The organism is Ruegeria lacuscaerulensis (genome assembly GCF_013034745.1).
Taxonomy (GTDB): Bacteria; Pseudomonadota; Alphaproteobacteria; order Rhodobacterales; family Rhodobacteraceae; genus Ruegeria; species Ruegeria lacuscaerulensis_B.
Genome location: NZ_WQGP01000009.1, coordinates 70,974 through 95,833, shown reverse-complemented (window position 1 = coordinate 95,833; position 24,860 = coordinate 70,974). Strand labels below are relative to the sequence as shown.

Annotated in this window: 28 protein-coding genes and 1 tRNA gene; 17 read left to right on the top strand and 12 right to left on the bottom strand. The window is 57.2% G+C overall.

All coding sequences use genetic code 11. The annotated features are described in order from the left end of the window. Positions 1-4: 4 nt before the first annotated feature. From GOV79_RS17815 to GOV79_RS17800, 4 genes are all read right to left on the bottom strand, one after another. On the bottom strand, positions 5-880 hold the full coding sequence (locus GOV79_RS17815) for a branched-chain amino acid ABC transporter permease (RefSeq protein ID WP_170786729.1): 876 nt from the start codon (positions 878-880) through the stop codon (positions 5-7). Between the two features lie 74 nt (positions 881-954). Beyond that, on the bottom strand, positions 955-1,983 hold the full coding sequence (locus GOV79_RS17810) for an alcohol dehydrogenase catalytic domain-containing protein (protein WP_170790949.1): 1,029 nt from the start codon (positions 1,981-1,983) through the stop codon (positions 955-957). A 160-nt stretch (positions 1,984-2,143) separates the two neighbouring features. Further along, positions 2,144-2,545, bottom strand: a complete 402-nt coding sequence (locus tag GOV79_RS17805; protein ID WP_170790947.1) for a hypothetical protein — start codon at positions 2,543-2,545, stop codon at positions 2,144-2,146. A gap of 183 nt (positions 2,546-2,728) precedes the next feature. Next, positions 2,729-2,818: transfer RNA gene (locus GOV79_RS17800), tRNA-Ser, on the bottom strand. A gap of 124 nt (positions 2,819-2,942) precedes the next feature. Here GOV79_RS17800 and GOV79_RS17795 point away from each other — a divergent pair. The 8 genes from GOV79_RS17795 (at position 2,943) to GOV79_RS17760 (ending at position 9,926) form a co-directional block, all read left to right on the top strand. After that, a complete protein-coding gene (locus GOV79_RS17795; RefSeq protein ID WP_170769732.1) occupies positions 2,943-3,785 on the top strand; it encodes a DUF2059 domain-containing protein in 843 nt (280 codons plus the stop codon). Next, positions 3,785-4,582, top strand: a complete 798-nt coding sequence (locus GOV79_RS17790; RefSeq protein WP_170790944.1) for a DUF2059 domain-containing protein — start codon at positions 3,785-3,787, stop codon at positions 4,580-4,582. The genes GOV79_RS17795 and GOV79_RS17790 overlap by 1 nt, the downstream gene beginning before the upstream one ends. Before the next feature lie 208 nt (positions 4,583-4,790). Then, the gene (locus GOV79_RS17785; RefSeq protein WP_170790942.1) at positions 4,791-5,408 is read left to right on the top strand and encodes a 50S ribosomal protein L21; all 618 of its coding nucleotides are present in this window, start codon (positions 4,791-4,793) and stop codon (positions 5,406-5,408) included. 11 nt (positions 5,409-5,419) lie between these two features. Continuing rightward, positions 5,420-5,689, top strand: coding sequence for a 50S ribosomal protein L27 (rpmA, locus tag GOV79_RS17780; protein WP_010440093.1), 270 nt, complete (start codon positions 5,420-5,422; stop codon positions 5,687-5,689). Positions 5,690-5,938: 249 nt separating this feature from the next. Beyond that, positions 5,939-6,475, top strand: coding sequence for a GNAT family N-acetyltransferase (locus GOV79_RS17775; protein WP_170790940.1), 537 nt, complete (start codon positions 5,939-5,941; stop codon positions 6,473-6,475). 37 nt (positions 6,476-6,512) lie between these two features. Further along, on the top strand, positions 6,513-7,547 hold the full coding sequence (gene obgE / locus GOV79_RS17770; RefSeq protein ID WP_170790937.1) for a GTPase ObgE: 1,035 nt from the start codon (positions 6,513-6,515) through the stop codon (positions 7,545-7,547). Continuing rightward, entirely contained in the window at positions 7,535-8,641 is a 1,107-nt protein-coding gene (gene proB, locus GOV79_RS17765; protein WP_170786742.1) for a glutamate 5-kinase, read from the top strand. Before obgE ends, proB begins: the two co-directional genes overlap by 13 nt. Before the next feature lie 22 nt (positions 8,642-8,663). Next, positions 8,664-9,926, top strand: a complete 1,263-nt coding sequence (locus GOV79_RS17760) for a glutamate-5-semialdehyde dehydrogenase (RefSeq protein WP_170790934.1) — start codon at positions 8,664-8,666, stop codon at positions 9,924-9,926. Here the strand turns inward: GOV79_RS17760 and GOV79_RS17755 are convergent. Next, positions 9,923-10,519, bottom strand: coding sequence for a histidine phosphotransferase family protein (locus tag GOV79_RS17755; protein WP_170790932.1), 597 nt, complete (start codon positions 10,517-10,519; stop codon positions 9,923-9,925). The genes GOV79_RS17760 and GOV79_RS17755 overlap by 4 nt on opposite strands. Before the next feature lie 43 nt (positions 10,520-10,562). Here GOV79_RS17755 and GOV79_RS17750 point away from each other — a divergent pair, with 43 nt between their 5' ends. The 5 genes from GOV79_RS17750 to tsf all read left to right on the top strand — a co-directional run bounded on the left by GOV79_RS17750 (position 10,563) and on the right by tsf (position 14,341). After that, complete coding sequence (locus tag GOV79_RS17750) at positions 10,563-10,745, top strand: DUF3553 domain-containing protein (protein ID WP_170786746.1); 183 nt, start codon at positions 10,563-10,565, stop codon at positions 10,743-10,745. Between the two features lie 97 nt (positions 10,746-10,842). Then, a complete protein-coding gene (locus GOV79_RS17745; protein WP_170790930.1) occupies positions 10,843-11,598 on the top strand; it encodes an L-ornithine N(alpha)-acyltransferase in 756 nt (251 codons plus the stop codon). Positions 11,599-11,601: 3 nt separating this feature from the next. Beyond that, a complete protein-coding gene (locus GOV79_RS17740) occupies positions 11,602-12,438 on the top strand; it encodes a lyso-ornithine lipid O-acyltransferase (RefSeq protein WP_170790928.1) in 837 nt (278 codons plus the stop codon). A 167-nt stretch (positions 12,439-12,605) separates the two neighbouring features. Continuing rightward, positions 12,606-13,388 carry a 30S ribosomal protein S2 gene (gene rpsB, locus GOV79_RS17735; protein WP_170769743.1) on the top strand — a complete coding sequence of 261 codons (783 nt, stop codon included), beginning with the start codon at positions 12,606-12,608 and terminating at the stop codon, positions 13,386-13,388. Positions 13,389-13,465: 77 nt separating this feature from the next. After that, the gene (tsf, locus tag GOV79_RS17730; RefSeq protein ID WP_170354186.1) at positions 13,466-14,341 is read left to right on the top strand and encodes a translation elongation factor Ts; all 876 of its coding nucleotides are present in this window, start codon (positions 13,466-13,468) and stop codon (positions 14,339-14,341) included. Positions 14,342-14,710: 369 nt separating this feature from the next. On the opposite strand, the gene GOV79_RS17725 is transcribed toward tsf, so the two are convergent. The 3 genes from GOV79_RS17725 to GOV79_RS17715 all read right to left on the bottom strand — a co-directional run bounded on the left by GOV79_RS17725 (position 14,711) and on the right by GOV79_RS17715 (position 17,044). After that, a complete protein-coding gene (locus tag GOV79_RS17725) occupies positions 14,711-15,466 on the bottom strand; it encodes a helix-turn-helix transcriptional regulator (RefSeq protein WP_170769744.1) in 756 nt (251 codons plus the stop codon). After that, on the bottom strand, positions 15,466-15,912 hold the full coding sequence (gene aroQ, locus GOV79_RS17720; RefSeq protein ID WP_170790926.1) for a type II 3-dehydroquinate dehydratase: 447 nt from the start codon (positions 15,910-15,912) through the stop codon (positions 15,466-15,468). Before aroQ ends, GOV79_RS17725 begins: the two co-directional genes overlap by 1 nt. A 136-nt stretch (positions 15,913-16,048) precedes the next feature. Then, positions 16,049-17,044: an NADPH:quinone oxidoreductase family protein gene (locus tag GOV79_RS17715; RefSeq protein WP_170790924.1), complete on the bottom strand. Its 996-nt coding sequence runs from the start codon at positions 17,042-17,044 to the stop codon at positions 16,049-16,051. A 138-nt stretch (positions 17,045-17,182) separates the two neighbouring features. Here GOV79_RS17715 and GOV79_RS17710 point away from each other — a divergent pair, with 138 nt between their 5' ends. Continuing rightward, positions 17,183-18,001 (top strand): SDR family oxidoreductase, encoded by an 819-nt coding sequence (locus GOV79_RS17710; protein WP_170769747.1) that lies wholly within the window; start codon positions 17,183-17,185, stop codon positions 17,999-18,001. A 17-nt stretch (positions 18,002-18,018) separates the two neighbouring features. After that, entirely contained in the window at positions 18,019-19,062 is a 1,044-nt protein-coding gene (locus GOV79_RS17705; protein ID WP_170790921.1) for a phosphotransferase, read from the top strand. Here the strand turns inward: GOV79_RS17705 and GOV79_RS17700 are convergent. After that, positions 19,048-19,653 (bottom strand): 2-hydroxychromene-2-carboxylate isomerase, encoded by a 606-nt coding sequence (locus GOV79_RS17700; RefSeq protein WP_170790919.1) that lies wholly within the window; start codon positions 19,651-19,653, stop codon positions 19,048-19,050. The two genes, GOV79_RS17705 and GOV79_RS17700, sit on opposite strands and share 15 nt — an antisense overlap. 143 nt (positions 19,654-19,796) lie before the next feature. Between GOV79_RS17700 and GOV79_RS17695 the strand changes: the two genes are divergently transcribed. Both GOV79_RS17695 and GOV79_RS17690 read left to right on the top strand, forming a co-directional pair. Further along, on the top strand, positions 19,797-21,026 hold the full coding sequence (locus tag GOV79_RS17695) for a serine hydrolase domain-containing protein (RefSeq protein ID WP_170790917.1): 1,230 nt from the start codon (positions 19,797-19,799) through the stop codon (positions 21,024-21,026). A gap of 49 nt (positions 21,027-21,075) precedes the next feature. Beyond that, entirely contained in the window at positions 21,076-21,936 is an 861-nt protein-coding gene (locus tag GOV79_RS17690) for an acyl-CoA thioesterase (RefSeq protein WP_170790915.1), read from the top strand. Between the two features lie 5 nt (positions 21,937-21,941). Here the strand turns inward: GOV79_RS17690 and GOV79_RS17685 are convergent, their stop codons facing one another. The 3 genes from GOV79_RS17685 to phoB all read right to left on the bottom strand — a co-directional run bounded on the left by GOV79_RS17685 (position 21,942) and on the right by phoB (position 24,849). Beyond that, complete coding sequence (locus GOV79_RS17685) at positions 21,942-22,709, bottom strand: SDR family oxidoreductase (RefSeq protein WP_170790913.1); 768 nt, start codon at positions 22,707-22,709, stop codon at positions 21,942-21,944. A 110-nt stretch (positions 22,710-22,819) separates the two neighbouring features. Then, a complete protein-coding gene (locus GOV79_RS17680) occupies positions 22,820-24,049 on the bottom strand; it encodes an acyl-CoA dehydrogenase (protein ID WP_170790911.1) in 1,230 nt (409 codons plus the stop codon). A gap of 110 nt (positions 24,050-24,159) precedes the next feature. Beyond that, positions 24,160-24,849: a phosphate regulon transcriptional regulator PhoB gene (gene phoB, locus GOV79_RS17675; RefSeq protein ID WP_170769754.1), complete on the bottom strand. Its 690-nt coding sequence runs from the start codon at positions 24,847-24,849 to the stop codon at positions 24,160-24,162. Positions 24,850-24,860 lie beyond the last annotated feature (11 nt).

The following is a 24,860-nucleotide window of genomic DNA, read 5'->3' as shown; positions in this document are numbered from 1 at the left end:
CTGCCTAAACCTTCTTGACCCGAACCTGACTAAACAGCCCGTTGGGGCGGAAGATCAGCACAGCCAGCAACAGCGCATACGGCGCAATCTGGCTGTAGCCTGCTGCGATATAGCGACTGGCAAAGGGTTCGATGACACCGACGATCAACCCTCCGGCCAGTGCGCCGGGGAGGCTGCCGAACCCGCCGATCACGGCGGCGGCAAACGCCTTGATCCCCAGCAGACCCGTGGTCGGATCGACCGATCCCTTGGCGGCAAACAGGATTCCTGCGATCCCGGCGACCACGCCCGCAAGACCCCAGATGAACCCTTGCACCCGCTTGACCGGAACGCCCATGTAGTAGGCGGCCAACTGGTTTTGAGAGGCGCCTTGCATTGCCAGCCCTAACTTGGTCCGGCTGAAGAAAACATACAGCGCCCATGTCAGCAGGATGGTGACGATGATGACGGCCACATCCTCCATCCCCAGCACCAGCCCGCCAAACCGCACCTCTTTCCCGGCCAGCGGGTTCTGAAGCGTCTGCGGCTCGTGCCCCCAGATCAACCCGGCCACAAACCGGATCACAAAGCCCAAGGCGATGGTCAGGATTACCACAGCCGTCTGACTTTCTCCGAACAGCCGTCGGATGATCAACCGATCAAGCAGATACCCCAACGCTCCCATGATCCCCAATGAGATTGGTAGCGCCAACCAGAATGGCAGCCCCATATATTCGGTATTGGTCAGGCCGATGGTGACGAACGCGCCCAGCATCATGAAATCGCCCTGCGCGAAATTCACCGCCTCGGTCGCTTTGTAGATCAGAACAAAACCAAGTGCGATCAGGCCGTAGACACAGCCATTCGCCAGCCCGCTAATCAGCAGCTGCGCGTTATCCAACTTCACCTCCCAATACCGGTTTGCCCGGCATTCTTCGTCCCCCTCGGCCACGATGGCCAAAGGGCTTTGTTCTACTATGGGGTGATAATCACCTTTCCGTCACTCTTTTTTAGCGCATGGGCCAGTTCTGACACCACGTTTCTGAGCGATAGGCGATCTGCAACATCTGTTTTCCAACGACCATCGGCGAAACGCGCCTGAACCTCGGCCACAACCCGCATCTGATCGGTGGGCGGGGTGGTGGTCATCCACTTGGTTAGCCAGAAGCCTTCGATCTGCTTACCCATGAAAATCATCTGGCCCATCTGGGTTAGTTTGGGCAGATCGGGGCTGAGCTTGCCATAACAGACCCAGCGCGCGCCGTTTGGCATGGCACAAAACACCTGCTCGGATATCTGGTCGGCCACCGCATCCAGGAAAACGCGCGGTTTCAGCGCGTGACATAAGTCGGTTAGTTTTTTCGGCATGTCCGGGTTAGACGTCACCAGAACCTCATGCGCGCCAAGATCCTTCAGACTGTCTACCGCATCCGCCCGGCGCACGATGGCAATGGGTTTCAGGCCCAGATCGCAACCCAAACTGCACATCAGCTTGCCCAACTGGCTTGTCGCGGCAGAGACTATGAAAGCCTCGCCGGCATTTCGCGCGATATCCACCATCGCTATGGCCGTCATCGGGTTCACGATCTGGGCCGAGCCGTCCTCATCCGAAATCTCGGGCCTCAGGGGGATGCACATCATCGCCTGTGTCACCACATATTCAGCCCACGCCCCGGCGCCCGCCGCAACGAAGGCCACACGCTGACCGTTCAGGACTTCGGCCCCGGCACCTGTCGCAACCACATCGCCGCATCCCTCAAACCCTGCGGCGGCTCCCTTAACGCGGGGCTGGCCGTATTCGCCTTTGATAAAGTGAATATCCGACGGATTTACCGAGGCCGCGCGCAGCCTGATCAACACCTGACCGGGGCCCGGAGCGGGCACCGGCAACTCCGCTTCACTCAACCATTCTGCGGCGTCTTCCAATACTGGGCCGGTGGCCGTTCCCGAATACCCGTCCTGTGTCTGAACAACGGCAAACATGGTTGATGGCGGTGTGTTCATTTCAATCCCCTGAAAACAACAGCTTGAAGCATCCCGTGTATGGTTTGATACAAAAACGTCTGTTGGCATTGTAACCCTCAGGCCAGCCAATCACGTGATCCGGCAAGGGTCAACGCAGGGCAAAGCTTACGTCGCGCAACGGCGCAGGCAATTGCAGAACTCAATTTGCGTTCAACAACTCTCGCAGTTCCTGAATTTTCGCGGCAAGCGTTTCGGGCGAGGCCTTGATCTCCTCCAAGATAGCTGTGGCCTGTGTTTTGATGTCCTGCGCCAGATCGCTGTCCTGAACCGAGGCCATAAGGGTATCGTAGTCGAAATTCTGAACGGTCAGCATTCCTTCTTCGATCCATTGGTTCATCAAGTCCTGCCCCTGATTGGCCAGAACGGCGACTTCCTGACCAGCCTGATCAACAAGCTGGCTGGCTGTTTCCCCAATGGTCTCAGAGGGTGTCTCATCCGGGGCCGTCGCCGTTGCCGGTTCGAGCGCCTCTGACGTATTGAGGTAATAATAACCGCCCGCCACGATCGCTGCCACAAGGATGGCTGGAATTAGTTTCTGCATCTTACTAATCTCCTTTAGTTTTATAAACTTAAGATGATTTGAATATATGCATTGCCCAAGGGGAATTACGTGCGCCAAGCGTCACCCAAGCGAATTGGGCTACCTTGTGCCGATACGGCCCAACCAGCAGGCAAGAACACGCCGTCCGGCGGGTGTCTCGGAATTGGGCGTCACTAGGGAAAGTGGCGGAGAGACAGGGATTCGAACCCTGGGTGGGCTTGCACCCACAACGGTTTTCGAGACCGCCCCGTTCGACCACTCCGGCACCTCTCCGCGGGGGTCTGTGAGGGGGGGATTTAGTGAGGAACGCGCGGGGGTGCAAGCAGAAAATTCCCCAAATTCACTCTTCTGGGATTTTCCATTGCCTGATGGCGTAAATCACCTAGGGTCTATGTCCATGACACATATCGCTCGCTTCTTCGCATTGCCCGTTTCACTGCTTCTTTTCGCGCTGGCCGCGTTGCCGTCCCATGCGGCCACAGCGGATCGCGACCGGATCGAAGCGTTTCTGACCACCACAGGCTTTGACGTCGCGCTGCAAAGTATCGCGCTGGCCTCGGCCTCGGCTCCGCAGATGTTGGGGATTGATCCCGAAGGGTTCGGGTCGGACTGGGCGCGTCTGACCGAAGAGGTGTTCGACACTGATGATATGCATGAAACCGCAGTGGCTATTCTGGAACAAACGCTCAGCAATGAGGCGCTGACACACGCGGTCGAATTCTATGCCTCGGATCTGGGGCAGCGGCTGGTCGTGGCGGAAAACGCCGCTCATATCCACGAAGACGAAGATGCCAAGCAGTTGGAGGGCCAGAAGATCGTCGCCGACCTGATTCAGCAAGGGTCACAGCGGGTCGAAGAGTTGAAGCGCATGAACAATGCGATCGATTCCAGCGGCACCGCGCTGCGGGCGCTGCAGGAAATCCAGATCCGGTTTCTGCTGGCCGCAAGCGCGTCCGGTGTGATCGACCTGCAAATGGATGCGGGCGATCTGCGTGAGTTAATGAAACAGAACGAAGGCGCCATGCGGCAAGCCATTCAGCTTTCGGCACTGGCTGGCGCGGCCTACACGTATCAGGATTTCTCGGATGCCGACGTGACCGCCTATGCTGACGCATTAGAACAACCCTTGATGCAAGAGGTCTATGAGCTGCTCAATGCCATCCAATATGAAATCATGGCGATGAAATTCGAAGTTCTGGCCGCGCGGATGGCCGATCTTCACCCAGCACAGGACATCTGATGCGACTGCTGGCGGCCTTCCTTTCACTTGCCCTGAGTGTGACCCCAGCGGTCGCCGAGCAGATTGACCGTTTGATGACGGCCCTGCACATGGACGAGGTGATCGAACTGCTGCGCCACGAAGGGCAGATGCAGGCGCAAGAGATCAACACAACGATGCTGGACGGGGCAGGCGGGGCCTATTTCGCAACACAAGTCGATATGATCTATGATCCCGACTGGATGCGCGACCAGTTTTCCACCGCCTTTGTGGAAACGCTGTCAGACAGCCAAATGGAACGCGCCGTGCTGTTTTTCGAAAGCGATCTGGGACAGACCGTTGTGCGGCTTGAAAACTCTGCCCGTCAGGCTTTTCAGGACGACACCATAGAAGAGATGGCGCAAGACGCGTATTCCGCACAGGATCAGGACAGCACATTCTTCCAACTGGTGGATGAGTATATCGAGGTCAACGAGTTGATCGAGAAGAATGTTAAAAGCGCCGTGAGCGCAGATTATAACTTTTTCCGAGGCTTGAATTCCGAAATTGGCGGCGATGATGGCGAGGTTCTGGCCCAGCTTCTCGCTGAAAAAGACACCATCACGCAAGAAACGCGTACGTGGCTGTATTCTTTCCTTCTGATGGCCTATCAACCCCTGGACGAGGCGCAACTGCGCGAGAACATCGCCTTTTCGCGGACCCAGACCGGCCGCGCCGTGAACGAGGCCTTTTTCGACAGTTTCGACCGCACCTATGACAAGATCTATTACCGGTTGGGTCTTGCAGTTTCACAGGTACTGCGCGGCTCGGATCTCTGAGTTGCTTTTGATGTTGACTTTGTCCTGCATTCTATGGATAAGCGCGCATCCCGGCCGGTTCCTCCGCGCCGGGTCTCGTTATTATTGACCCATCGGGACTATCCCAAGGGTCGTCACACGGCCCGAAAAGGGCGCGCTGTTCGAGGTGGCGAAAGCCGGCAACACCCGCAAGGGGACCACAGAACGCGGTTAGACAAAGGAAAGACGCATGTTTGCGGTCCTCAAGACTGGCGGCAAGCAGTACAAGGTTCAGGCGGGTGATATCCTCCGCGTTGAAAAGCTGGCTGCCGACGCAGGTGAAAAAGTTCAATTCAACGATGTTCTGATGCTGGGCGGTGACGCTCCGGTTGTTGGCGCACCTTTCGTTGAAGGCGCAGGCGTACAGGCCGAAGTGATCGAACAGATCAAGGGTGACAAGGTCATCAAGTTCGTCAAACGCCGTCGTAAGCACAGCTCGAAGCGTACCGTTGGCCACCGTCAGAAACTGACACTGGTCAAAATCACCGACATCCTGTCGTCGGGCGCTGACAAGTCGGGCATCAAGGCTGCAACCGGTTCTGCACCGGCTGGCGAAGCGGCACCTGCTGCAAAGCCTGCCAAGAAAGCTGAAGCCAAGGCAGAAGCACCCGCCGCCGCTGCGGCTGCTGCTGACGATCTGACCAAGCTGAACGGTGTCGGCCCCGCCGCTGCCAAAAAGCTGAACGACGCAGGTATCGAGAGCTTTGCCGCTCTGGCCGCCTTGTCGGACGAGCAGATTGCTGCTATCGACACCATCAAAGTGAAGCCCGAATGGGTTGAGCAAGCCAAAGAGCTGGCTCAAGGCTAAGGAGAGAGAGAATGGCACATAAAAAAGCTGGCGGTTCCTCCCGTAACGGTCGCGACTCTGCTGGTCGCCGCCTTGGCGTGAAACTCTATGGTGGCCAGGCGGCCATCGCAGGCAACATCATCGTACGTCAGCGCGGCACCAAGTTCTGGCCGGGCGAGGGCGTGGGCATGGGCAAAGATCACACCATTTTTGCAACTGTTGATGGCGCCGTGAAGTTCCACAAGGGACTCAAGAACCGCACCTTTATTTCGGTCCTGCCAGTGGCGGAGGCCGCAGAGTAAGCCGAAACCCTAAAGGTTTAGAAATAAATGGGGGACCGGCAGAAAATGCCGGTCCCTTTTCTCGTTTTTAACACAGTTTTGACCTATGAGCCCGATGACACTCCCAGCAAGCACCATACCGCCCCTGTTTCAGGGACGCATTGCCCATGCGGTTGAAGATCGTCTGGGCCGCAAATATCTGATGTGGGCTGTAATTGGTTTCACTGTTACGTCCGCAATTTACGTGTTGTTCGGAGGAGGACCGCACTCATGAAGCTTGAGACAATAATAAACCAGCCGGTGATTGAAACCGAGCGGTTCGACCTGCGCCCGTTGCGCCGGTCGGATATGGGTCTCATTGAACATTATGCAGGTGATGAGCGCGTGGCGCGGATGACGTCGTCTATTCCGCATCCATTGCCGCCTGGCTCGATCGAGGCATTTGTGAACCGCGCCATGTCTGAGGACCGGGACGAAGACGTCTGGGCGATGGATGCCACCAAGGACGGCGGGCCGGAACTGATCGGTTTGATCTCGCTGACACGGCTGGATCGCAACCAGTCCGAGGTGGGCTATTGGGTTGCGCCGGTCTATTGGAACACCGGAATTGCTTCGATGGCGGTGGAAACGCTGGTTGCGGCGAACCCGCTGGAAAACGCCGCGATGTTCGCCAGCGTGTTTCAAGACAACCCGGCCTCGGCGCGGGTCTTGACCCATTGCGGGTTCGAATATCTGGGCGACGCCGAAACATACTCGGTGGCGCGTGACGCGAACGTGTCCACCTGGACATATACAAAGAAACTCTGACTTGTGGCCGATGGGGCCTTTGCAGTAGGGGACAGTCATGAAATTTCTCGATCTTGCAAAGGTCTACATCCGGTCCGGGGCCGGAGGTGGCGGCTGCGTCAGCTTTCGGCGCGAAAAATACATCGAATATGGCGGTCCGGATGGCGGCGATGGCGGCAAGGGCGGCTCCGTCTGGGTTGAGGTTGTAGACAGTCTGAACACGCTGATCGACTTCCGTTATCAGCAACATTTCTTTGCCAAAAACGGCCAGCCCGGCCGCGGGCAGCAGCGCACCGGTAAGGATGGCGATGACATTGTCCTCCGCGTACCTGTTGGGACCGAGATTCTGGACGAGGACGAAGAAACCGTCATCTGCGACCTGACCGAGGTCGGGCAGCGCGTGCTGCTGGCCAAGGGCGGCAATGGCGGCTTCGGCAACCTGCACTTTAAATCGGCCACCAACCAGGCCCCGCGCCGGGCCAATCCGGGTCAGGCGGGGATCGACCGCACCATCTGGCTGCGGCTGAAACTGATCGCCGATGTGGGGCTGCTGGGGATGCCCAATGCGGGCAAGTCAACCTTTCTGGCAGCCACCTCGAACGCACGGCCCAAGATTGCCGATTATCCGTTTACCACGCTGCACCCCAATCTGGGTGTTGTGGGCGTGGATAGCGTCGAATTCGTTGTGGCCGACATCCCCGGCCTGATCGAAGGCGCCCATGAAGGGCGCGGTATCGGCGACCGTTTTCTGGGCCACGTGGAACGCTGCGCGGTTTTGCTGCATCTGGTCGATGGCACCTCGGAAACCGTGGCCGAGGATTACCGCACCATCATTCACGAGCTTGAGGCTTACGGCGGTGAGCTGGCCGAGAAGCCCCGGATCACCGTGCTGAACAAGGTCGACGCACTGGATGATGAGGAACGCGAATTGGCTAAGGCCGAGTTGGAAGAGGCCGTAGGCGGACCCGTCATGACTATGTCTGGCGTCGCACATTTGGGCGTGACCGAGGTTCTGCGCGCCCTGCGCGCGGAAATTGACGACAATCGCCTCCGCCACAAACCCGCCGAGGAGGCCGCGCCTTGGCAACCCTGACCTCGGCCAAACGTCTGGTGGTGAAGATCGGATCTGCCTTGCTAGTGGATCGGGATACTGGGTTGTTGCGGTCCGACTGGCTGCATTCGCTGGCGCAGGACGTGGCATGGCTAAAGGGGCAGGGGACGGATGTTATTCTGGTGTCCTCTGGGTCGATTGCTCTGGGGCGTGGGGTTCTAGGCCTGCCGATGGCTACCTTACCGCTGGAACAATCTCAGGCCGCTGCCGCTGTCGGTCAAATCCGGCTGGCCCGCGCTTATGAGGAGGCTCTTGCGCCGCACAATATCACCACGGCGCAAGTTCTTGTCACGCTAGAGGACAGTTCTGATCGCCGCCGCTATCTGAACTCGCGCGCGACGCTTGAGACCCTGTTGGGACTGGGTGTTGTCCCGATTGTCAACGAAAACGATACAGTCGCCACAGATGAGATCCGATATGGCGACAATGACCGCCTCGCGGCGCAAATCGCTGTTACAGTCGGCGCCGATCAACTGATCCTGCTGTCGGATGTGGACGGGTTCTATACCGGGAACCCGACCGAGGACGCCTCGGCCACGCGCTATGATGTGATTAAGGACATCACGCCCGAGATCGAGGCGATGGCCGGTGACGCTGGTTCGGGCCTTTCCAAGGGTGGGATGAAGACTAAATTGCTGGCGGCCAAGATGGCGACGGCAGCGGGTTGCGATATGGCGATTACCGAAGGATCGCCCTTGAACCCGTTGAATACGCTTGAGAATGGTGCGAACTGCACGTGGTTCACGGCCACCGTCGATCCGCACGCGGCGCGCAAACGCTGGATCTCGGCGATGAAGCCACGTGGCGAGATTGTGGTGGATGCCGGCGCGGCGCGTGCGCTTGGAAATGGCAAAAGCTTGCTGCCTGCAGGTATTGTCGAAGTGACCGGCGATTTTCAGCGCGGCGATCCTGTGGCCATCATCGACCCGCAGGCGCGGCGTTTGGCGCAGGGTCTCAGCCGATATACCGCGCAAGAGGCGGACGCGATAAAAGGGCGTAAATCATCCGAGATCGAGGCAACGCTGGGCTATCCTGGTCGCGCCGTGTTGATCCACCGGGACGATCTGGCGCTATAGGACAACAGGAAAGGCACCCAAGATGAAGGATTTCGACAGCATTCCCGCCCTGATGGCCGATTTGGGCGCGCGCGCCAAGGCTGCCGCTGCTGAGTTGGCCTTTGCCAGTGCAGAACGCAAACACGCCGCTCTGATCGCCGCGGCCGAGGCCGTCTGGGCTCGCCGCGCTGAGATTATCGAAGCCAACAAGAAGGACCTGGAATTTGGGCGCGACAAGGGCCTGAGCCCAGCGATGATGGACCGTCTGATGCTGGACGAATCCCGAATTCTGGGAATGGTCGATGGACTGCGAACCGTGGCGGATCAGACCGACCCGGTGGGCGAGGTTCTGACCGAATGGGACATGCCCTCGGGGCTGCATATCCAGCGCGTGCGCACGCCTCTGGGTGTGATCGGAGTGATCTATGAAAGCCGCCCGAATGTAACAGCGGATGCGGGTGCGCTGTGCTTGAAATCAGGCAATGCGGTGATCCTGCGAGGGGGCTCGGAAAGCTTCCATTCGTCTGGCGCGATCCATGCTTGTTTGGTCGAGGGTCTGAAGGCCGCAAACCTGCCTGAAGACGCGATCCAACTAGTACCCACACGCGACCGAGCAGCCGTTCAGGAATTGCTCACCATGACGGACTTTGTAGACGTGATCGTGCCTCGTGGTGGCAAGGGGCTGGTCGGATTGGTTCAGCGCGAAGCCCGCGTGCCTGTCTTTGCTCATCTCGAAGGCATTGTTCATATCTATATCGACAAGGCGGCAGACCCCGCGAAAACCCTTGAGGTCGTGCTGAACGCCAAGACCCGGCGGACGGGGATATGCGGTGCCGCCGAGTGCCTGCTGATCCATCGGGACATTGCTGAAACGCTGGGGCGGGATGTCATCACCGCGCTGCTGGCCGCCGGAGTTGAGGTTCACGCCGAGGGCTCCTTGGCTCTCGACGGTGCGTTGAAAGCGACGGATGAGGATTGGGGTAAAGAATTCCTCGACAGTATCATCGCCGCTAAGCCCGTAGCAGATATCGATGAGGCCATCGCGCATATCCGTCAATTCGGCTCGAACCACACAGACTGTATCATGACCGAGGACCCGCAAGCTGCGGCCCGGTTCTTTGAACGGCTGGACAGCGCGATCCTGATGCACAACGCCTCAACCCAGTTCGCCGATGGCGGCGAGTTCGGAATGGGGGCCGAGATCGGGATTGCCACGGGCAAAATGCATGCCCGTGGGCCGGTTGGGGCCGCCCAACTGACCAGTTTTCAATACCTTGTGCGGGGCAACGGGACGGTCCGCGCCTAAAACCTGATCTCGACGCGGGTTGCGGTGGTTTCCGCCGTAATCCGCCGCCGCATCGCATGCGCCGTTTCCGGCAGAAGGGCGAATTGCACCTTGGCGGGGGTGACCTTATCAGCAAACCGACCCTTGGGCAGGTTATTCCACAGATCGCTGTCGATGTTCAGCTTGTCTGCCACGCCCGTCACGGTCCATTGATCGACATCGTTGCGGATCGTCACCTCACCCCCGAAGGGCATCGCGCTTTCGCAGCACATCAGCGCCAGAAACGCCAGTTTGACCTGATTGCGCGGTACCGCCTCGGTCAGGTTCCATCTCACGCGCACACGGCCTGCGGCTTCAACATCTTTCAGCAAGGCGCTGACCTCGGCGCGGCCCAGGGGTTGATCGCTGGCCGATCCAAACGCCACCCGGAAAAAGCGGATACGCGCGCCTGCGCTGCCGACACTGCCCGAGATCAGCTCCATCTCCGGGCCTTGGGCGCCGCCAACCATTTCCAGCAGCTCCAACCCGTTGGTGATCGCGCCGATCGGGCTGATCAGATCATGACAGATCCGCGAGCCGATCAGCTCGGCCAGGTTGACGTCTGTTGCGCTCATGCGTACCTCCTGCTGTATCTGCCGCCGGAGCCGGAGCCCAGTCATGTCAGAACTCAATGCCATTCTTGCACCGGGCATGTTTGTCCGCCACCCCGATTTCCCCGATTGGGGCATTGGGCAGGTGCAGTCCAATATCGGCGGCAAAATCACCGTGAACTTCCGCGAGCAGGGGAAAGTGGTGATTGACGGATCGCGCATCGCCCTGATGCCCGTCTTTGATCCGTGAAACTGGTTTAGGAAAGGTTAACATCCAACCGGTTCAGGCGATGTTGCCATTCCCCCGACACCTGCGGTATCAGCCCTGAAACCACAGGGACTTTCTGATGTCGGGTACAGGCCCATCCTTCACCGTCAAACTCGCCGAGACCGAGGCCGAACTGCGTGCCGCGCAGCGGCTGCGCTATGACGTTTTCGTGCGCGAACTGGGCGGTGGCGGAGAGATGGTGGACCACGACGCAGGGCTAGAGCAGGACCGGTTCGACCCGTATTTTGACCATATGCTGGCCATCGACGACCAGACCGGCGAAACTGTGGGCGTTTACAGGCTGTTACCGGGTGAACGTGCAGCAGATCTGGGGCAGTTTTATTCCGAAGACGAATATGATGTGAGCGTTCTGAAAGACAGCGGTCGCAAGCTGTTGGAATTGGGGCGATCCTGCCTCCACCCTGACTATCGCGGCGGCACGGCAATGTATCATCTGTGGAACGGTCTGGCCGCCTATGTGAACGCGCGCCAGATTGAAGTTCTATTCGGCGTCGCCAGCTTTCACGGCACCGATGTTCAGGCGCTAGCGCAGCCTTTGTCTATGTTGCATCACAACCACCTCGCGCCGCCAGACCTGAGGGTCCGGGCGCAACCCGATGTGTTTCAGTCGATGGATTTGGTGGGCGTGGATGCGCTGGACCGCCGCGCAGCTATGGTGCAGGTTCCGGCGCTGATCAAGGCCTATCTTCGGCTGGGCGGGTTCGTGGGCGAGGGCGCTTTCATCGACCATGCCTTCAACACAACGGACGTGTGCCTGATCCTAGACACAGCGCGCATGAACGAGCGCCAACGGCGCATCTATAGCGGAGCGTAACCCTTGAGCGACGCATCCTGGCACAGCGAAGACGCGCCTGATCCCATTGAACTGGGCCTGATCGGCTGGATTCTGGTCATTCTGCGAGGTCTGCCTTTGGCGGCATTGGTCTTTGGCGGGCTGATTATTCTGCTGACCCTCCGCCTGATCGAGAGACCGATTTACGGCGTCCGCCGCCCAATCACGCCCTTCATCACACAGTTTGTCTGTCGCAACGCTTTTCGCATTCTAGGAATGGGATTCCGCAGTTCCGGAGAGTTGATGACCCAACGTGGAGCAGTGGTGGCCAATCACTCTTCGTGGTTGGATATTTTCGCACTTAATGCTCGCAAAAGGGTCTATTTCGTCTCCAAGGCCGAGGTTGCAAGGTGGCCCGGCATCGGCTGGCTTGCCCGGGCCACGGGTACGGTCTTCATCGAACGCAACCGAAAAAAGGCGCGCGAGCAAACCTTGTTGTTTCAGGAACGCTTGTCCGCAGGTCATAAGTTGGTGTTCTTCCCGGAAGGCACCTCGACCGATGGAATCAGGGTTTTGCCCTTTAAAACAACACTCTTTGCTGCATTCTTTACAGATGAACTGCGCGAATTCATGTATGTGCAGCCGGTTTCCGTTATTTACCATGCACCTGCCGGACAACCCAACAGGTTCTATGGGTGGTGGGGAGATATGGATTTCGGTCCGCATTTGCTGAAAACGCTGGGCGCCCGTCGGCAAGGCTGGGTCGAGTTGATCTACCACACACCCGCCAAGGTCAGCGATTTTGAAAACCGCAAAGCGTTGGCTGCGCATTGCGAGGAAGCCGTCCGTCATGCCCATAGCTTGGCGCGGCTTGAAAAATAGGGGCGAAAGCCTCTTGCGTTGTACCAAAACCTGCCGTATACGCGCGCCATTCAAACCCGCAGGCGGGGTTTGGGCTTTTTGCAGGGAGACATCCTCATCAGGCCCGCCGGTTGGAGCATCCGCTTCTTTCACCCCCGCCAAGGCGTAAACCGGAAAAGGAAAATAGCATGGCTCTTCCCGAGTTCACCATGCGTCAGCTGCTGGAAGCTGGCGTTCACTTTGGTCACCAGACACAGCGTTGGAATCCCCGCATGGGCCCGTTCATCTACGGCTCGCGCAATGGCATCCACATCATGGACCTGACCCAGACCGTTCCGATGCTGGATCAGGCTCTGCAGGCTGTTCGTGACACCGTTGCAAAAGGTGGCCGCGTTCTGTTCGTTGGTACCAAGCGTCAGGCCGCTGGCCCGATCGCCGAAGCGGCTGAAAAGTCGGCTCAGTACTACATGAACCACCGCTGGCTGGGCGGTACGCTGACCAACTGGAAAACCGTTTCCCAGTCGATCAACCGTCTGAACCAGATCGACGAAGCAATGGAAGCCGGCGCAGAAGGCCTGACCAAGAAAGAGCGTCTGGGCATGGAGCGTGACCAACAGAAGCTGCAGGCTTCGCTGGGCGGTATCCGCGAGATGGGCGGCGTTCCTGATCTACTGTTCGTCATCGACGTCAAAAAAGAAGCACTGGCCATCGCCGAAGCCAACAAGCTGGGTATCCCGGTTGTGGCTGTTGTCGACACCAACTGCTCGCCCGACGGTGTTGACTACATCATCCCCGGCAACGACGACGCAGCCCGCGCCATCGGTCTGTATTGTGACCTAGCCGCTCGCGCCGCTCTGGACGGCATGACCGCTCAGATGGGTGCTGCTGGCGTAGACCTGGGTGCATTCGAAGAAGCACCGGTTGAAGAAGTCGTTGCAGAAGAAGCCGCTGAAGCTCCGGCTGAAGCGTAAGCTGCCCGTCACGTAATTGACACATGGGGCAGGGTATGACCTGCCCCAATTCCGTTTGAATTGAGGAGAGCCAAAAGATGGCAATCACAGCAGCAATGGTTAAAGAACTGCGCGACAGCACAGGCGCAGGCATGATGGACGCGAAAAAAGCCCTGACCGAAACCGGCGGCAACATGGACGAGGCCGTTGACTGGCTGCGCACCAAAGGCCTGGCGAAAGCGGCCAAGAAATCGGGCCGTACCGCAGCAGAAGGTCTGGTTGCTGTTCACGTCAACGGTGGCAACGGTGTTGCTGTCGAAGTGAACTCGGAAACCGACTTCGTTGCGAAAAACGCTGAATTCCAGGAAATGGTCGGCAAGATCGCGTTTGCAGCCGAAGGTGTTGCAGACGTTGACGCTCTGCTGGCGGCTGACTTGGGTGGCAAATCCGTTGCCGACACTCTGACCGACAAGATCGCCACCATCGGCGAGAACATGTCGGTGCGCCGCATGGCGAAACTGTCGGGTGACACTGTTGTGTCTTACGTCCACAACGCAGCCACCAACGGCATGGGCAAAATCGGCGTTCTGGTTGCTCTGACCGGTGGCGACGAAGCGATCGGCAAGCAGGTTGCGATGCACATCGCAGCTGTGAACCCGGCAGCTCTGTCCGAGGCCGACATGGACCCGGCGGTCGTCGAGAAGGAAAAGCAGGTTCAGATGGACATCGCCCGCGAATCCGGCAAACCGGAGCAGGTGATCGAGAAGATGATCGAAGGTCGTATGAAGAAATTCGTGGCTGAATCGACTCTGCTGAACCAGTCGTTCGTTGTGAACCCTGACCTGACCGTTGAAGCAGCCGCCAAAGAAGCAGGCGCAACCATCACCGGCTTTATCCGTCTGGAAGTTGGCGAAGGCATCGTGGTGGAAAAAGAAGACTTCGCCGCCGAAGTTGCAAAAGCAGCCCAGGGTTAAGCGATTTTCCGGACCTCTTGGGGTCCGGGACACTTTAAGAACCGGTCGCGCAAGGCGTGGCCGGTTTTTTCTTGCGCGCACAAAAAAAGACGCCGAAGCGCCTGGCATTGAAGGATAGGGTTGGGGGGCCCCGCATGATGGGGATGGTCGAGGCCCCCCGGATTTCCGACATAGGTACGTGGACGAATAGACGCCCCTGTGTCAGAGCGGCCGGAGAGCCCTGAAATCACAAAGATCCGACCAAATGTTCCCAGGCTAAAGCCACCACTCACGGAACGCTCTCATTTTGCAACTACGCGTCATAATCGAAAAGTAATGTTTTCCTTACCCTAGGTAAATTGACGCAGGTGAGCGTCAAAAAATTGGGGTTTAGGCCTCCATCACGAACATCTGATTTTGAAAAGATGCCTTCAGAACCGCCTGGGCTGTGGTTTCGACCGCCAGCGACTCACGCGCCAGACGCAAATGTTTCTCAACAGTGGCTGCTGTCAGGCCCATCAGCAGCGCGATATCCTGCGTGGTTTTTCCATCTCCGACCCACTCCAGCGCCTCTCTTTGGCGCTTTGTCAGAGCTCTGTTTGGAGCGTTGTAAGGCAGGGTCAGGATCTTGAGATGCGCCATATTGTTCATCAGCAAAATATCTTCGCCGTGCTCTGCCCAGATTGCATCCACATCTTCCTGAGACCGTGCGCCACAGGCAGATAGAGAAATCGCACCTTTCGACCGCGCCGACACTGACGTAAAGCTAACCGTATACCCGGCAACAACACCCTTCGAGCGGTTGAACTCAAGCACTTCCAACTCCTGCGCAGTCAAAGCGCCGGACATCATCATATCCTGCGTCATCTGCCAACTGGCCGCACCTTCATTTTCCAGCGCCCATTTCAGCATCGGCGCATGAAAATACAGCCCACTGCGCAGGAACCCATCCAGATAGGGTTTGGTATGGTTGGTGAGAATGACAAAATCTTCCGGGTCGCCCAACGAGGTCGGGGTCTTGTAGCGCGTATACCCGTACAACAGCCGGTCGAAGCCGTATTCAGCCATTTGGCGGCAGTGGGCATCCCACAATTCCTCAAGCGTTTTGGTGTAGCTCAGGAAATAAAGATACTCACTCAGCCTCATTAAGCGCCCTCACGGTCAAGGAACCCAGCCAGCGCGTCCAACGCCAGGATGTAGCTTTGCGCACCAAAGCCACAAATCTGACCGACGACGACTTTCGAGATATACGAGGTATGGCGAAAGCTCTCGCGTGCATGGATGTTTGACAGATGCACCTCGATGGTGGGAAGCTCGACCGAGGCGATAGCGTCCATCAGCGCAATAGACGTATGGGTATAGGCACCGGCGTTCAGGATGATGCCGTCCTGCGTCCCTTTGGCTGCGTGGATCGCGTCCAGCAAGGCACCTTCATGGTTCGACTGCATGTGCGCGACTTCGAAACCGATTGTTTCTGCGTGCGTTACGCACATTTCCTCAACCATTTTCAGGGTTGTTTTACCATATACCTCTGGCTGACGCGTGCCCAGCAGATTCAGGTTCGGGCCGTTTAAAATCAGAGCTTTACGCATTTTTTTCACTGTTCCCGTTTTTTTGGTTCTTAAACGCCAATGGGTCCCCTTGTCCACCGCCAGCGCTGCGTCACTTTCCTGGTTGCCCGAACGCAGTGCTGCAACTCAACACCGGCCCGCTCTTATTGTAGGGTTGTCAGAGCATCGTCACGACAATTTTGCCCAAGGCACCGCGCCCGGATAGTAAGGACAAAGCCTCAGCGGCTTTTTCCAGTGGAAACGTCGTGCTGATTTGCGGCTTGATCCTGGCAGCGTCGTAGAACTGGAACAGTTCCTGCACATTCTCCGCGTGTCCTGCAGGGTCTCTAAAGACCGAAGCGCCCCAAAACACTCCGACAATCTGACAGCCTTTCAACAGTGGCAGGTTCAGCGGAATTTTGGGAATCCCAGCCGGGAATCCCACCACCAGAAAACGACCACCCCACGCCATCGCACGCAATGCGGGTTCCGCATAGTCTCCGCCGACCGCGTCATAGACAACATCGACACCAACTGGCCCAGCCAACGCCTTAATATCGGATGAAAAAGTCTTTTGCGCGTCCCGATCCATTTCGGTCGCGTAAACGATTGTATCATCCGCCCCAACTTGTCGACAGAACGCGGCTTTTTCTTCCGATGACACGGCGGCGATGACACGCGCGCCCATTGCCTTGCCCAATTCGATGGCAGCGGTTCCTACTCCACCCGCAGCCCCCAGAATCAACAGGGTTTCGCCAGCCTTCAGCGCCGCGCGATCCTTCATAGCATGATAAGAGGTGCCGTAAGTAAAGATGAAACACGCGGCATCCTCAAAGGGCATGGAATCCGGGAACTTCACCGCAGTCGAAGCCTGAATAGTCAGATGTGTTGCGAAGCCGCCATGACCGGTCAGCGCCAACACACGGTCGCCGACTTCGAACCCAGCGGCACCTTCACCTACCGCCAGCACCTGACCCGCAATCTCGCCACCCGGAGCATAAGGGCGCGGCGGTTTGATCTGGTAGAGGTCCCGGATCATCAGCGTATCAGGAAAATTCACCCCGGCGGCTTTGACGCCCACCAACAACTCGCCCTTGCCCGGCTGCGGATCGGGCAGGGTGGTCAGTTCCAAAGTTTCTGGTCCACCCGGAGCGACGCTGAGTAAAGCTTGCATGTTGACCCCGTTATCCCTGTTATTCCTACAGGAGGAAGTTTGGCGCAGCCCGATACGTTGTCAAGGATATGACGTTGCAGCGGTACGCGTATGCAGACACCATGCCAGCGCCAAATGAACAAACACGAGGAGCACCCGATGACACCCGAATCCCTATTCTCGGTAGAGGGAAAGACAGCCCTGGTAACTGGCGGTGCCACGGGAATTGGCCGCATGGCCGCCGAAGCCCTGGTACGGGCCGGTGCAAGGGTTCTCATCGCCTCGCGCAAGCAGGACGCGTGCGAGACCGTAGCAGCCGAACTCAATGCGCTGGACGCGCCCGGCAGCGCAGAGGGGTTTGCCGGTGACGTTGGTAGCAAAGAGGGTGTGGATGCGCTGGTGGACGAGGTTCACAACCGCACGGACAAGCTTGATATCCTTATGAATAACGCAGGCGTGTCTTGGGGTGCGCCAATGGGACAGTTCCCTTATGAGGCCTGGGATAAGGTCATGTCGGTGAATGTAACAGGTATATTCGAATTGACCCAGAAACTGTTGCCAACGCTTATGAAATCAGGTTCGGCCGATGATCCGGCCCGTGTTGTCAATGTGGGATCGGTCATGGGTGAGGTACCGATGGGCGACGGCGCCTACAGCTATTCAGCCTCTAAAGCAGCGGTTTTGCACCTGACCAAGATCATGGCCAAGGAATTCTCGCCCTACCACATCACAGTCAACGCCTTGGCACCGGGGCCGTTTGTGTCGCGTATGACCGCCTTTGCCACTGCCGATGAAACCACCCGCGACAAAGTCGGAAAGTCAGTTCCGCTGGGTCGGGTCGGCGCGGATGAGGATATTGCGGGCTGCATGCTGTTTCTGTGTGGTCGCGGCGGCAGCTATGTCACCGGAGCCGTCATCCCGGTTTCGGGTGGGATTAATGTGGTGACCGCGGGAAATATCTTCGCAGAGGCCCTGTGAGCGGTAAGGAGACTGATATGTCCACGGACACGCAATTGGACCTGAAGGCTGTTGATGCCTATCTCAGCGCGCATCTCGACGGCTATCGAGGCCCGTTGGAGGCCACTAAATTCGCCGTCGGTCAGTCCAACCCAACATATGAATTGAAGACACCGACGCAAGTCTATGTTTTGCGGCGTAAACCTCCTGGCATACTCCTAAAATCCGCTCATGCCGTGGACCGGGAATTTCGGGTTCAAAAAGCCCTGTCGAACAGTCGAGTGCCGGTGCCCGAAATGTTCCTTTTGTGCGAGGACGACACCGTCATTGGATCGGCCTTTTACGTAATGGAGCGCCTGGACGGTCGTAACTTCCTTGACCCGACTATGACAGGCGAAACCAAGGAAACGCGCGCCGGTGTTTTTGAAGAGATGAACCGCGTATTGGCCGAGCTCCACATGGTCGATATCCAGGCCGTGGGCCTCTCCGACTTTGGACCGCCGGGAAATTATTTCGAACGGCAGATCTCACGCTGGACCAAGCAATACCGCGCGTCCGAGACCAAAACCATTGCTCAGATGGACCAACTGATTTCTTTACTCGACGCGTCAATGCCTGCTGATGACGGCCAGAGAACGCTGGTTCATGGGGACTATCGCATTGACAACATGCTATTCGAAAAGAACGGCACCCGTTGTATTGGCGTTCTGGACTGGGAACTTTCTACGATCGGCCACCCCTATGCCGATCTGGCGGCTGTGATCATGCAGTGGCAAATGCCACCGGGAAAAGAGGGGCGGGGCCTGGCAGGCATCGACCGATCCAGCCTCGGCCTACCGTCGGACAACGAGTTCATTGCAGCCTATTGCAAGCGCCGTGGACTGCCGGGCATCGACAACTTCGGATTCTACCTTGCTTTCAATTTTTTCCGCATGGCCGGTATCCTGCAAGGTGTCTACAAACGCGCCTTGGACGGTAATGCCTCGGACCCGGAAAGGGCTAGAAAATTAGGTGGTTATGTTCCGATGTTTGCCCAGTATGGCTTGCAAGCGCTTGAGGGCGCAAACTCACACACTACGTGACAATTCAAGTTCCAGATTGGGCAAGCTGTTTTTGCCAAAAAACATCTCGGAGCTTGCAAAAAATGTGGGAACACCAAAAACACCGCGCTTGGCCGCATTTTTGGACTGATCCTTTAGTTGCTGCTTAATGCCCAGCTCTGTCATCGCTTCGCGCAGTTTTCGGACAGGCAGTTCGTTGTCTTGCAGAATATCCATCAGCACCGTAATCTCATCTGCTTTTTGACCATGCACCCAGATAGCATCAAAGATCGCGTCTATGTATTTGGCTTCCCATTGTTTTCCCGAGGCAAAGACCGCTCCGCGCATGGCGAATTTGGTATTGATCGGAAAATGGGGGCTCATATGAAAACTTACGCCGCGCCGACGGGCATAGCGATGGAGATCATGGGTCAGGTAAGCAGTTTTCTGACGGTTTTCCGAGAATGCCTGAAACGGGCTTTGGTTGTTGGTCGCTTTGAAAATTGTCGACAGAAGAACTGGCACATAGTTGATCTGCACCCCATGATCCGCCACCAGCTTTGGCATCACCTTATGAGCCAGAAATGCGTTCGGGCTGCAAAAATCATATATAAAATCCAGAGTTTGTGACATGATTTTGATCCTTCCATCCCGACTCGTCGATTCTTTAACCCGTTGAGTGTAACAGCCATATGGAAATAGCTGCATCCCCATTGCGTTAGGTGACCACGCCCGGCAAAATCCGGGGAATTGATAGGCAATGTCAGGACGTCCACATGTGCAGTCAGACCACGCTCGACCCTTCCCGCCTCGGGCGCATTCCGATGTGGATGCAACGCTATGTGGATGAGCGGAAGTATGCAGGAAGTTCCGTCCTGATCCACCATCAGGGTCAAGAGGCATTCTTCCACGCCTGCGGGCTTCGGAATGTGGAGCAGAGCTTGCCTTTCCAGCGCGACACGATTGCCCGAATTTATTCAATGACCAAGCCAGTGACGTCTGTGGCATTGATGATGCTTGCCGAACGCGGAAACTTTCACCTCGACGCGCAGGTATCTGACTTTCTTCCAGAGTTTTCGAATATGCATGCCCTTGTGCCGGGCGCAAGCCGGATGGACCAAACCGAACCCTCGACAACCCCGACCTTGCATCAATTGCTGACCCATACAAGTGGTTTGAGCTATCCGTTTAACCCCGGGCTGCTGCCGAGTGCGATGGAAAATCAATCCATCGTCTTTGGCCCGCGTGAGGGTCTTTTGGCGAACCGGGTGACTGCGCTCGCTGACCTGCCGCTGGCATTCCATCCCGGCAGTCGTTGGGAATATTCGGTGGGCATCGACGTGATCGGCCGGGTCGTGGAAATCGTGTCTGGCAAAACGCTGGATCAGTTCTTTCAGGAAGAGATTTTTGACCCGCTGGGTATGTCTGAGACCGGATTTACTGTTCCCAAAGATGCCGGGGACCGTTTTGCATCACTCTACACGCCCTTAGCTGGCAATGCGATGGATCTGAATTCGGCTGAGACCGGTGGTGACAGCCTTCGTTTGACAGATAGCTACGAAGATTCTGCCTTTCTCGACACCACCATGTGCTCTGGGGGCGGCGGTTTGGTCGGCACAATCGACGACTATGCTAAATTCGTCCAGATATTGCGAAATAAGGGGCAGGGGAATGGACACCGCCTGCTCAGCAGCAGAACGGTAGAATTCATGATGCGCAATCACTTAGCGGGCGACATTGCCTCGATGGGTCCAAGTAGTTTTGCGGAACAACCGATGGAAGGTACCGGCTTTGGCCTTGGCGGTTCGGTGGTGATTGATCCGGGCCGAACAGCCACACCGGGCTCTTTGGGAGATTTCAGTTGGGGCGGCATGGCCTCGACCTTTTTCTGGGTCGACCGCAGCAATGACGTGACAGCCGTCTTCTTTACCCAACTCTCACCCTCCAGTTCCTATCCGTCGCGGTCGGAACTCAAGGCGCTTGTCCTCGGGGCAATGATTGAATGACCTTCAGCAGCCTGTTACGTCATGGCGCAGATCAATCGGAGAGCCCCACATGACCGAAGCCGAGCGCATTCTGCTGGATTTGCTATCTCTGGAACGGCTTGAGGTTGATCTGTTTCGTGGCACAGGGTCCGGCGGTGAAACGCCCACGCGGATATTTGGCGGACAAGTCGTCGCCCAAGCCCTGTCTGCTGCATACCGTACCGTGGAAGACCGTCTGTGCCATTCTTTGCACGCCTATTTCATTCGCCCGGGCGATCCGTCAATTCCCGTTATTTATCAAGTGGATAGGGCTCGAGATGGAGGTTCTTTCACCACCCGCCGAGTCATTGCGATCCAACACGGGAAACAAATCCTCAACATGTCGGCGTCCTTCCATATTGCAGATGACGGCTGGGACCACCAGCATCCAATGCCCGACATCTCCGGCCCCGAGGGATTGCCCGCGCGGTCCGAGGTCAGACGACAATATCTGGATCGCGTCCCCGAACGTCTGCGATCCGAACTGATGCGCGACCGTCCGATTGATGTGCGCGAAGTCCACCATCTGGACCTATTCACGCCTGACAAGTCCGACGATCGAAACGCCATTTGGTTCCGGATGAACGCCGCGCGGGGCAGGGTCCAGATCACCCAGCAATTGCTGCTGACCTATGCCTCGGATATGTACCTGCTCAGTTCGGGACTAAGGCCCCACGGACTGAGCTGGTTCACCGGTGAGGTCAACGGAGCCAGCCTCGATCACGCCCTGTGGTTCCACGCGCCAGTGCATTTCGACAAGTGGCATCTGTATTCAATGGATTCGCCTTGGGGCGGCCGCGGCCGCAGTTTCAATCGTGGCTCAATCTATACTCAGGACGGCACATTGGTGGCATCTGTCGCACAGGAAGGGTTAATGCGACGAGCGCGGTAGTTTGATCAATTATCCTCGATAAAAATTTGATTTAGCTTCTGCATTCCGCCCAGCCACCGATCATAATCGGTCGCTTTGTGGCGCATATAGTCCAGAACCTGCGGATGCGGCAGGATCAGGAACTGCTCTGCTTCAATGGCTTGAACACAGGCTTCCGCGACCTCGGACGGTTCGAGCATACCGTCGATCGACGCGACAGACACTTCGTATCCCTTGGTCATGTCTGAACGCACCGCCTGTGGGCACAGAACCGAAACTTTCAAACCCTTGCGCCCATATGTCAGCGCCAGCCACTCGGCAAATCCAACGGCTGCGTGTTTTGTGACGCCATACGGCGCAGCACCAGGTTGATTCAACAGCCCGGCAGCCGATGCGGTCATCAAAAAATAACCGCCGCCGCGTGCCAGCATCTTTGGAACCAGATGTCGCGCGGCCCAGACATGGGACATGACATTGATCTTCCACGTTCGATCCCAATCCGCATCGGGTGTATCAAAACCGCCGAGCGTCAAAATCCCGGCATTCGCGCAAAACAGATCAATTGGCGCGATCTGATCTTCGACGGTATCGATCAAGGCCTTCACATGATCTTCGCTGGACACATCGCAGTGCAGAGCGTGACCACCGATGGTGCGCGCAACGCGTTCCGCTGCGTCCAGGTCAACATCCGAGCAGACGACCGTTGCACCAAGCTGCGCAAACCGTACGGCGAGACCTTTACCAATACCACCAGCGGCGCCAGTTATGACAATGGTTTTTCCGTTCAATTGCATTTTGCGCTCCTGAAGTGGTTATCAGGAGAGCATCGTAAGGCTTTGAGGAACTGTGCAAAGTTCAAATCACGCGCAGGCATTATTTTACCATAATACCAATTACGCGAAACTCAATAGAAGGCTTGCAGGCCCGTTTGCGCACGCCCCAGGATCAACGCATGCACGTCATGCGTCCCCTCGTAGGTGTTCACGGTTTCCAGATTGACCATATGGCGGATCACCTGGAATTCCAGCGAGATACCGTTGCCCCCATGCATGTCCCGTGCCATCCGCGCGATGTCCAACGCTTTTCCGCAATTGTTGCGTTTTACGATCGAGATCATCTCGGGCGCAGCAGCAGCGTCATCCATCAAACGACCAACACGCAGGCTGGCTTGCAAACCAAGCGCGATTTCGGTCTGCATGTCCGCCAGTTTGCGTTGGAACAATTGTGTCTGCGCCAAGGGTTTGTCGAATTGCTTGCGATCCAGCCCGTATTGACGCGCCGCGTGCCAGCAGCATTCCGCGGCCCCCATGGCACCCCAACTGATACCATACCGGGCGCGATTGAGGCAGCCAAACGGTCCTTTCAACCCCTGTACGTGGGGCAGCAAAGCGCCCTCGTCAACCTCAACTCCGTCCAGCACGATTTCGCCGGTAATCGAGGCGCGCAGGCTCATCTTGTTCTGGATCTTCGGCGCGCTCAGGCCCTTCAGGCCTTTTTCAAGCACAAAGCCCCGGATCTTCCCGTCATGTGCGTCGGACTTGGCCCAAACGACAAAAACATCAGCGATCGGAGAGTTTGAAATCCACATCTTGCTACCGGTCAAACGGTAGCCGCCGTCGATCTTTTCCGCTCGAGTTTTCATACCCGCCGGGTCAGAGCCCGCATCGGGCTCTGTCAGGCCAAAGCAACCGATCCATTCACCACTGGCCAGTTTCGGCAGGTATTTGCGGCGCTGTTCTTCACTGCCATAGGCATAGATCGGGTACATCACCAATGAACTTTGCACCGACATCATCGAGCGATAGCCGGAATCCACACGCTCAACCTCGCGCGCGACAAGACCGTAGGCGACATACCCTGCCCCGATACCCCCATATTCTTCGGGAATCGTGGTGCCCAGCAGGCCCATTTCGCCCATCTCGCGGAAAATCTCGGGATCGGTTTCCTCGTTCTGAAACGCTTCCAGAACCCGCGTTTGCAGTTTCTCCTGCGCATAGGCCCGCGCGCTGTCGGCGATCATCCGTTCGTCTTCAGTCAACTGATCAGACAGGCGAAATGGGTCCTCCCACGCAAATCGCCCAAGGTCCGGCGCATCTTTGGCACGCAAGGTCGGTTTGGTATCTGGGGCGTTCATGGGGCTTCTCCGCTCTGTCAGCTTCGGCGCAACCTAACCCGGTGATGCGCCAAAGGACAGAAAGAGTTTTGCATTTCCTCATGAGTAAAACTCATAGGGTAGCGCGCGCCCTACCCCAACGCATATCCCGCGCCGCGAACGGTTCGAACTGGGTCGTCGCCGCCATGTTGCGTCAAAGCTTTACGCAAGCGACCGATATGGACGTCCACCGTTCGGGTGTCGACATAGATATCGCGACCCCAAACCCGATCGAGCAATTGCTCACGGCTCCAGACACGGCCCGGTTTCTCCATAAACGTGCTCAGCAGCCGAAATTCAGTCGGGCCCAGTTTCAAAGGCTTGCTGCCGCGGCTGACCTTGTGAGTTTCAGAGTCCAGAATGATATCGTCGAATTCCAATCGGATACCAACCGTCGCCGGGCGCACGCGGCGCAGTTGCGTCCGCACCCGTGCCATTAGTTCAACCACCGAATAGGGTTTGACTACATAGTCATCAGCACCGGTTTCCAGACCGCGCACCTTATCGACCTCTTCAGTGCGGGCCGATAGCATGATGATCGGAATCGAGCGTGTGTCAGGGCGTGATTTGAGGCGGCGGCAGACTTCGATCCCGCTCAGGTTGGGCATCATCCAATCCAAGACAATGATGTCCGGGCTGTCTTCGTCCACCAGCAACATGGCTTCGTCGCCATTAGCCGCCTTGGATACGCGGAACCCTTCCGCTTCAAGATTATAAGCCAGCACTTCACGCTGGGCCAGTTCATCCTCGACCACCAGCACTGTGGGTTGATCGGCAGACATCTCAGAAATCT

Excerpts from the sequence above, each read along its gene's own strand:
- GOV79_RS17810 (WP_170790949.1), bottom strand. The coding sequence starts at position 1,983 with ATGAACACACCGCCATCAACCATGTTTGCCGTTGTTCAGACACAGGAC.
- GOV79_RS17805 (WP_170790947.1), bottom strand. The coding sequence starts at position 2,545 with ATGCAGAAACTAATTCCAGCCATCCTTGTGGCAGCGATCGTGGCGGGC.
- GOV79_RS17795 (WP_170769732.1), top strand. The coding sequence starts at position 2,943 with ATGACACATATCGCTCGCTTCTTCGCATTGCCCGTTTCACTGCTTCTT.
- GOV79_RS17790 (WP_170790944.1), top strand. The coding sequence starts at position 3,785 with ATGCGACTGCTGGCGGCCTTCCTTTCACTTGCCCTGAGTGTGACCCCA.
- GOV79_RS17785 (WP_170790942.1), top strand. The coding sequence starts at position 4,791 with ATGTTTGCGGTCCTCAAGACTGGCGGCAAGCAGTACAAGGTTCAGGCG.
- rpmA (WP_010440093.1), top strand. The coding sequence starts at position 5,420 with ATGGCACATAAAAAAGCTGGCGGTTCCTCCCGTAACGGTCGCGACTCT.
- GOV79_RS17775 (WP_170790940.1), top strand. The coding sequence starts at position 5,939 with ATGAAGCTTGAGACAATAATAAACCAGCCGGTGATTGAAACCGAGCGG.
- obgE (WP_170790937.1), top strand. The coding sequence starts at position 6,513 with ATGAAATTTCTCGATCTTGCAAAGGTCTACATCCGGTCCGGGGCCGGA.
- GOV79_RS17760 (WP_170790934.1), top strand. The coding sequence starts at position 8,664 with ATGAAGGATTTCGACAGCATTCCCGCCCTGATGGCCGATTTGGGCGCG.
- GOV79_RS17755 (WP_170790932.1), bottom strand. The coding sequence starts at position 10,519 with ATGAGCGCAACAGACGTCAACCTGGCCGAGCTGATCGGCTCGCGGATC.
- GOV79_RS17750 (WP_170786746.1), top strand. The coding sequence starts at position 10,563 with ATGTCAGAACTCAATGCCATTCTTGCACCGGGCATGTTTGTCCGCCAC.
- GOV79_RS17745 (WP_170790930.1), top strand. The coding sequence starts at position 10,843 with ATGTCGGGTACAGGCCCATCCTTCACCGTCAAACTCGCCGAGACCGAG.
- rpsB (WP_170769743.1), top strand. The coding sequence starts at position 12,606 with ATGGCTCTTCCCGAGTTCACCATGCGTCAGCTGCTGGAAGCTGGCGTT.
- tsf (WP_170354186.1), top strand. The coding sequence starts at position 13,466 with ATGGCAATCACAGCAGCAATGGTTAAAGAACTGCGCGACAGCACAGGC.
- GOV79_RS17725 (WP_170769744.1), bottom strand. The coding sequence starts at position 15,466 with ATGAGGCTGAGTGAGTATCTTTATTTCCTGAGCTACACCAAAACGCTT.
- aroQ (WP_170790926.1), bottom strand. The coding sequence starts at position 15,912 with ATGCGTAAAGCTCTGATTTTAAACGGCCCGAACCTGAATCTGCTGGGC.
- GOV79_RS17715 (WP_170790924.1), bottom strand. The coding sequence starts at position 17,044 with ATGCAAGCTTTACTCAGCGTCGCTCCGGGTGGACCAGAAACTTTGGAA.
- GOV79_RS17710 (WP_170769747.1), top strand. The coding sequence starts at position 17,183 with ATGACACCCGAATCCCTATTCTCGGTAGAGGGAAAGACAGCCCTGGTA.
- GOV79_RS17705 (WP_170790921.1), top strand. The coding sequence starts at position 18,019 with ATGTCCACGGACACGCAATTGGACCTGAAGGCTGTTGATGCCTATCTC.
- GOV79_RS17700 (WP_170790919.1), bottom strand. The coding sequence starts at position 19,653 with ATGTCACAAACTCTGGATTTTATATATGATTTTTGCAGCCCGAACGCA.
- GOV79_RS17695 (WP_170790917.1), top strand. The coding sequence starts at position 19,797 with ATGTGCAGTCAGACCACGCTCGACCCTTCCCGCCTCGGGCGCATTCCG.
- GOV79_RS17690 (WP_170790915.1), top strand. The coding sequence starts at position 21,076 with ATGACCGAAGCCGAGCGCATTCTGCTGGATTTGCTATCTCTGGAACGG.
- GOV79_RS17685 (WP_170790913.1), bottom strand. The coding sequence starts at position 22,709 with ATGCAATTGAACGGAAAAACCATTGTCATAACTGGCGCCGCTGGTGGT.
- GOV79_RS17680 (WP_170790911.1), bottom strand. The coding sequence starts at position 24,049 with ATGAACGCCCCAGATACCAAACCGACCTTGCGTGCCAAAGATGCGCCG.
- phoB (WP_170769754.1), bottom strand. The coding sequence starts at position 24,849 with ATGTCTGCCGATCAACCCACAGTGCTGGTGGTCGAGGATGAACTGGCC.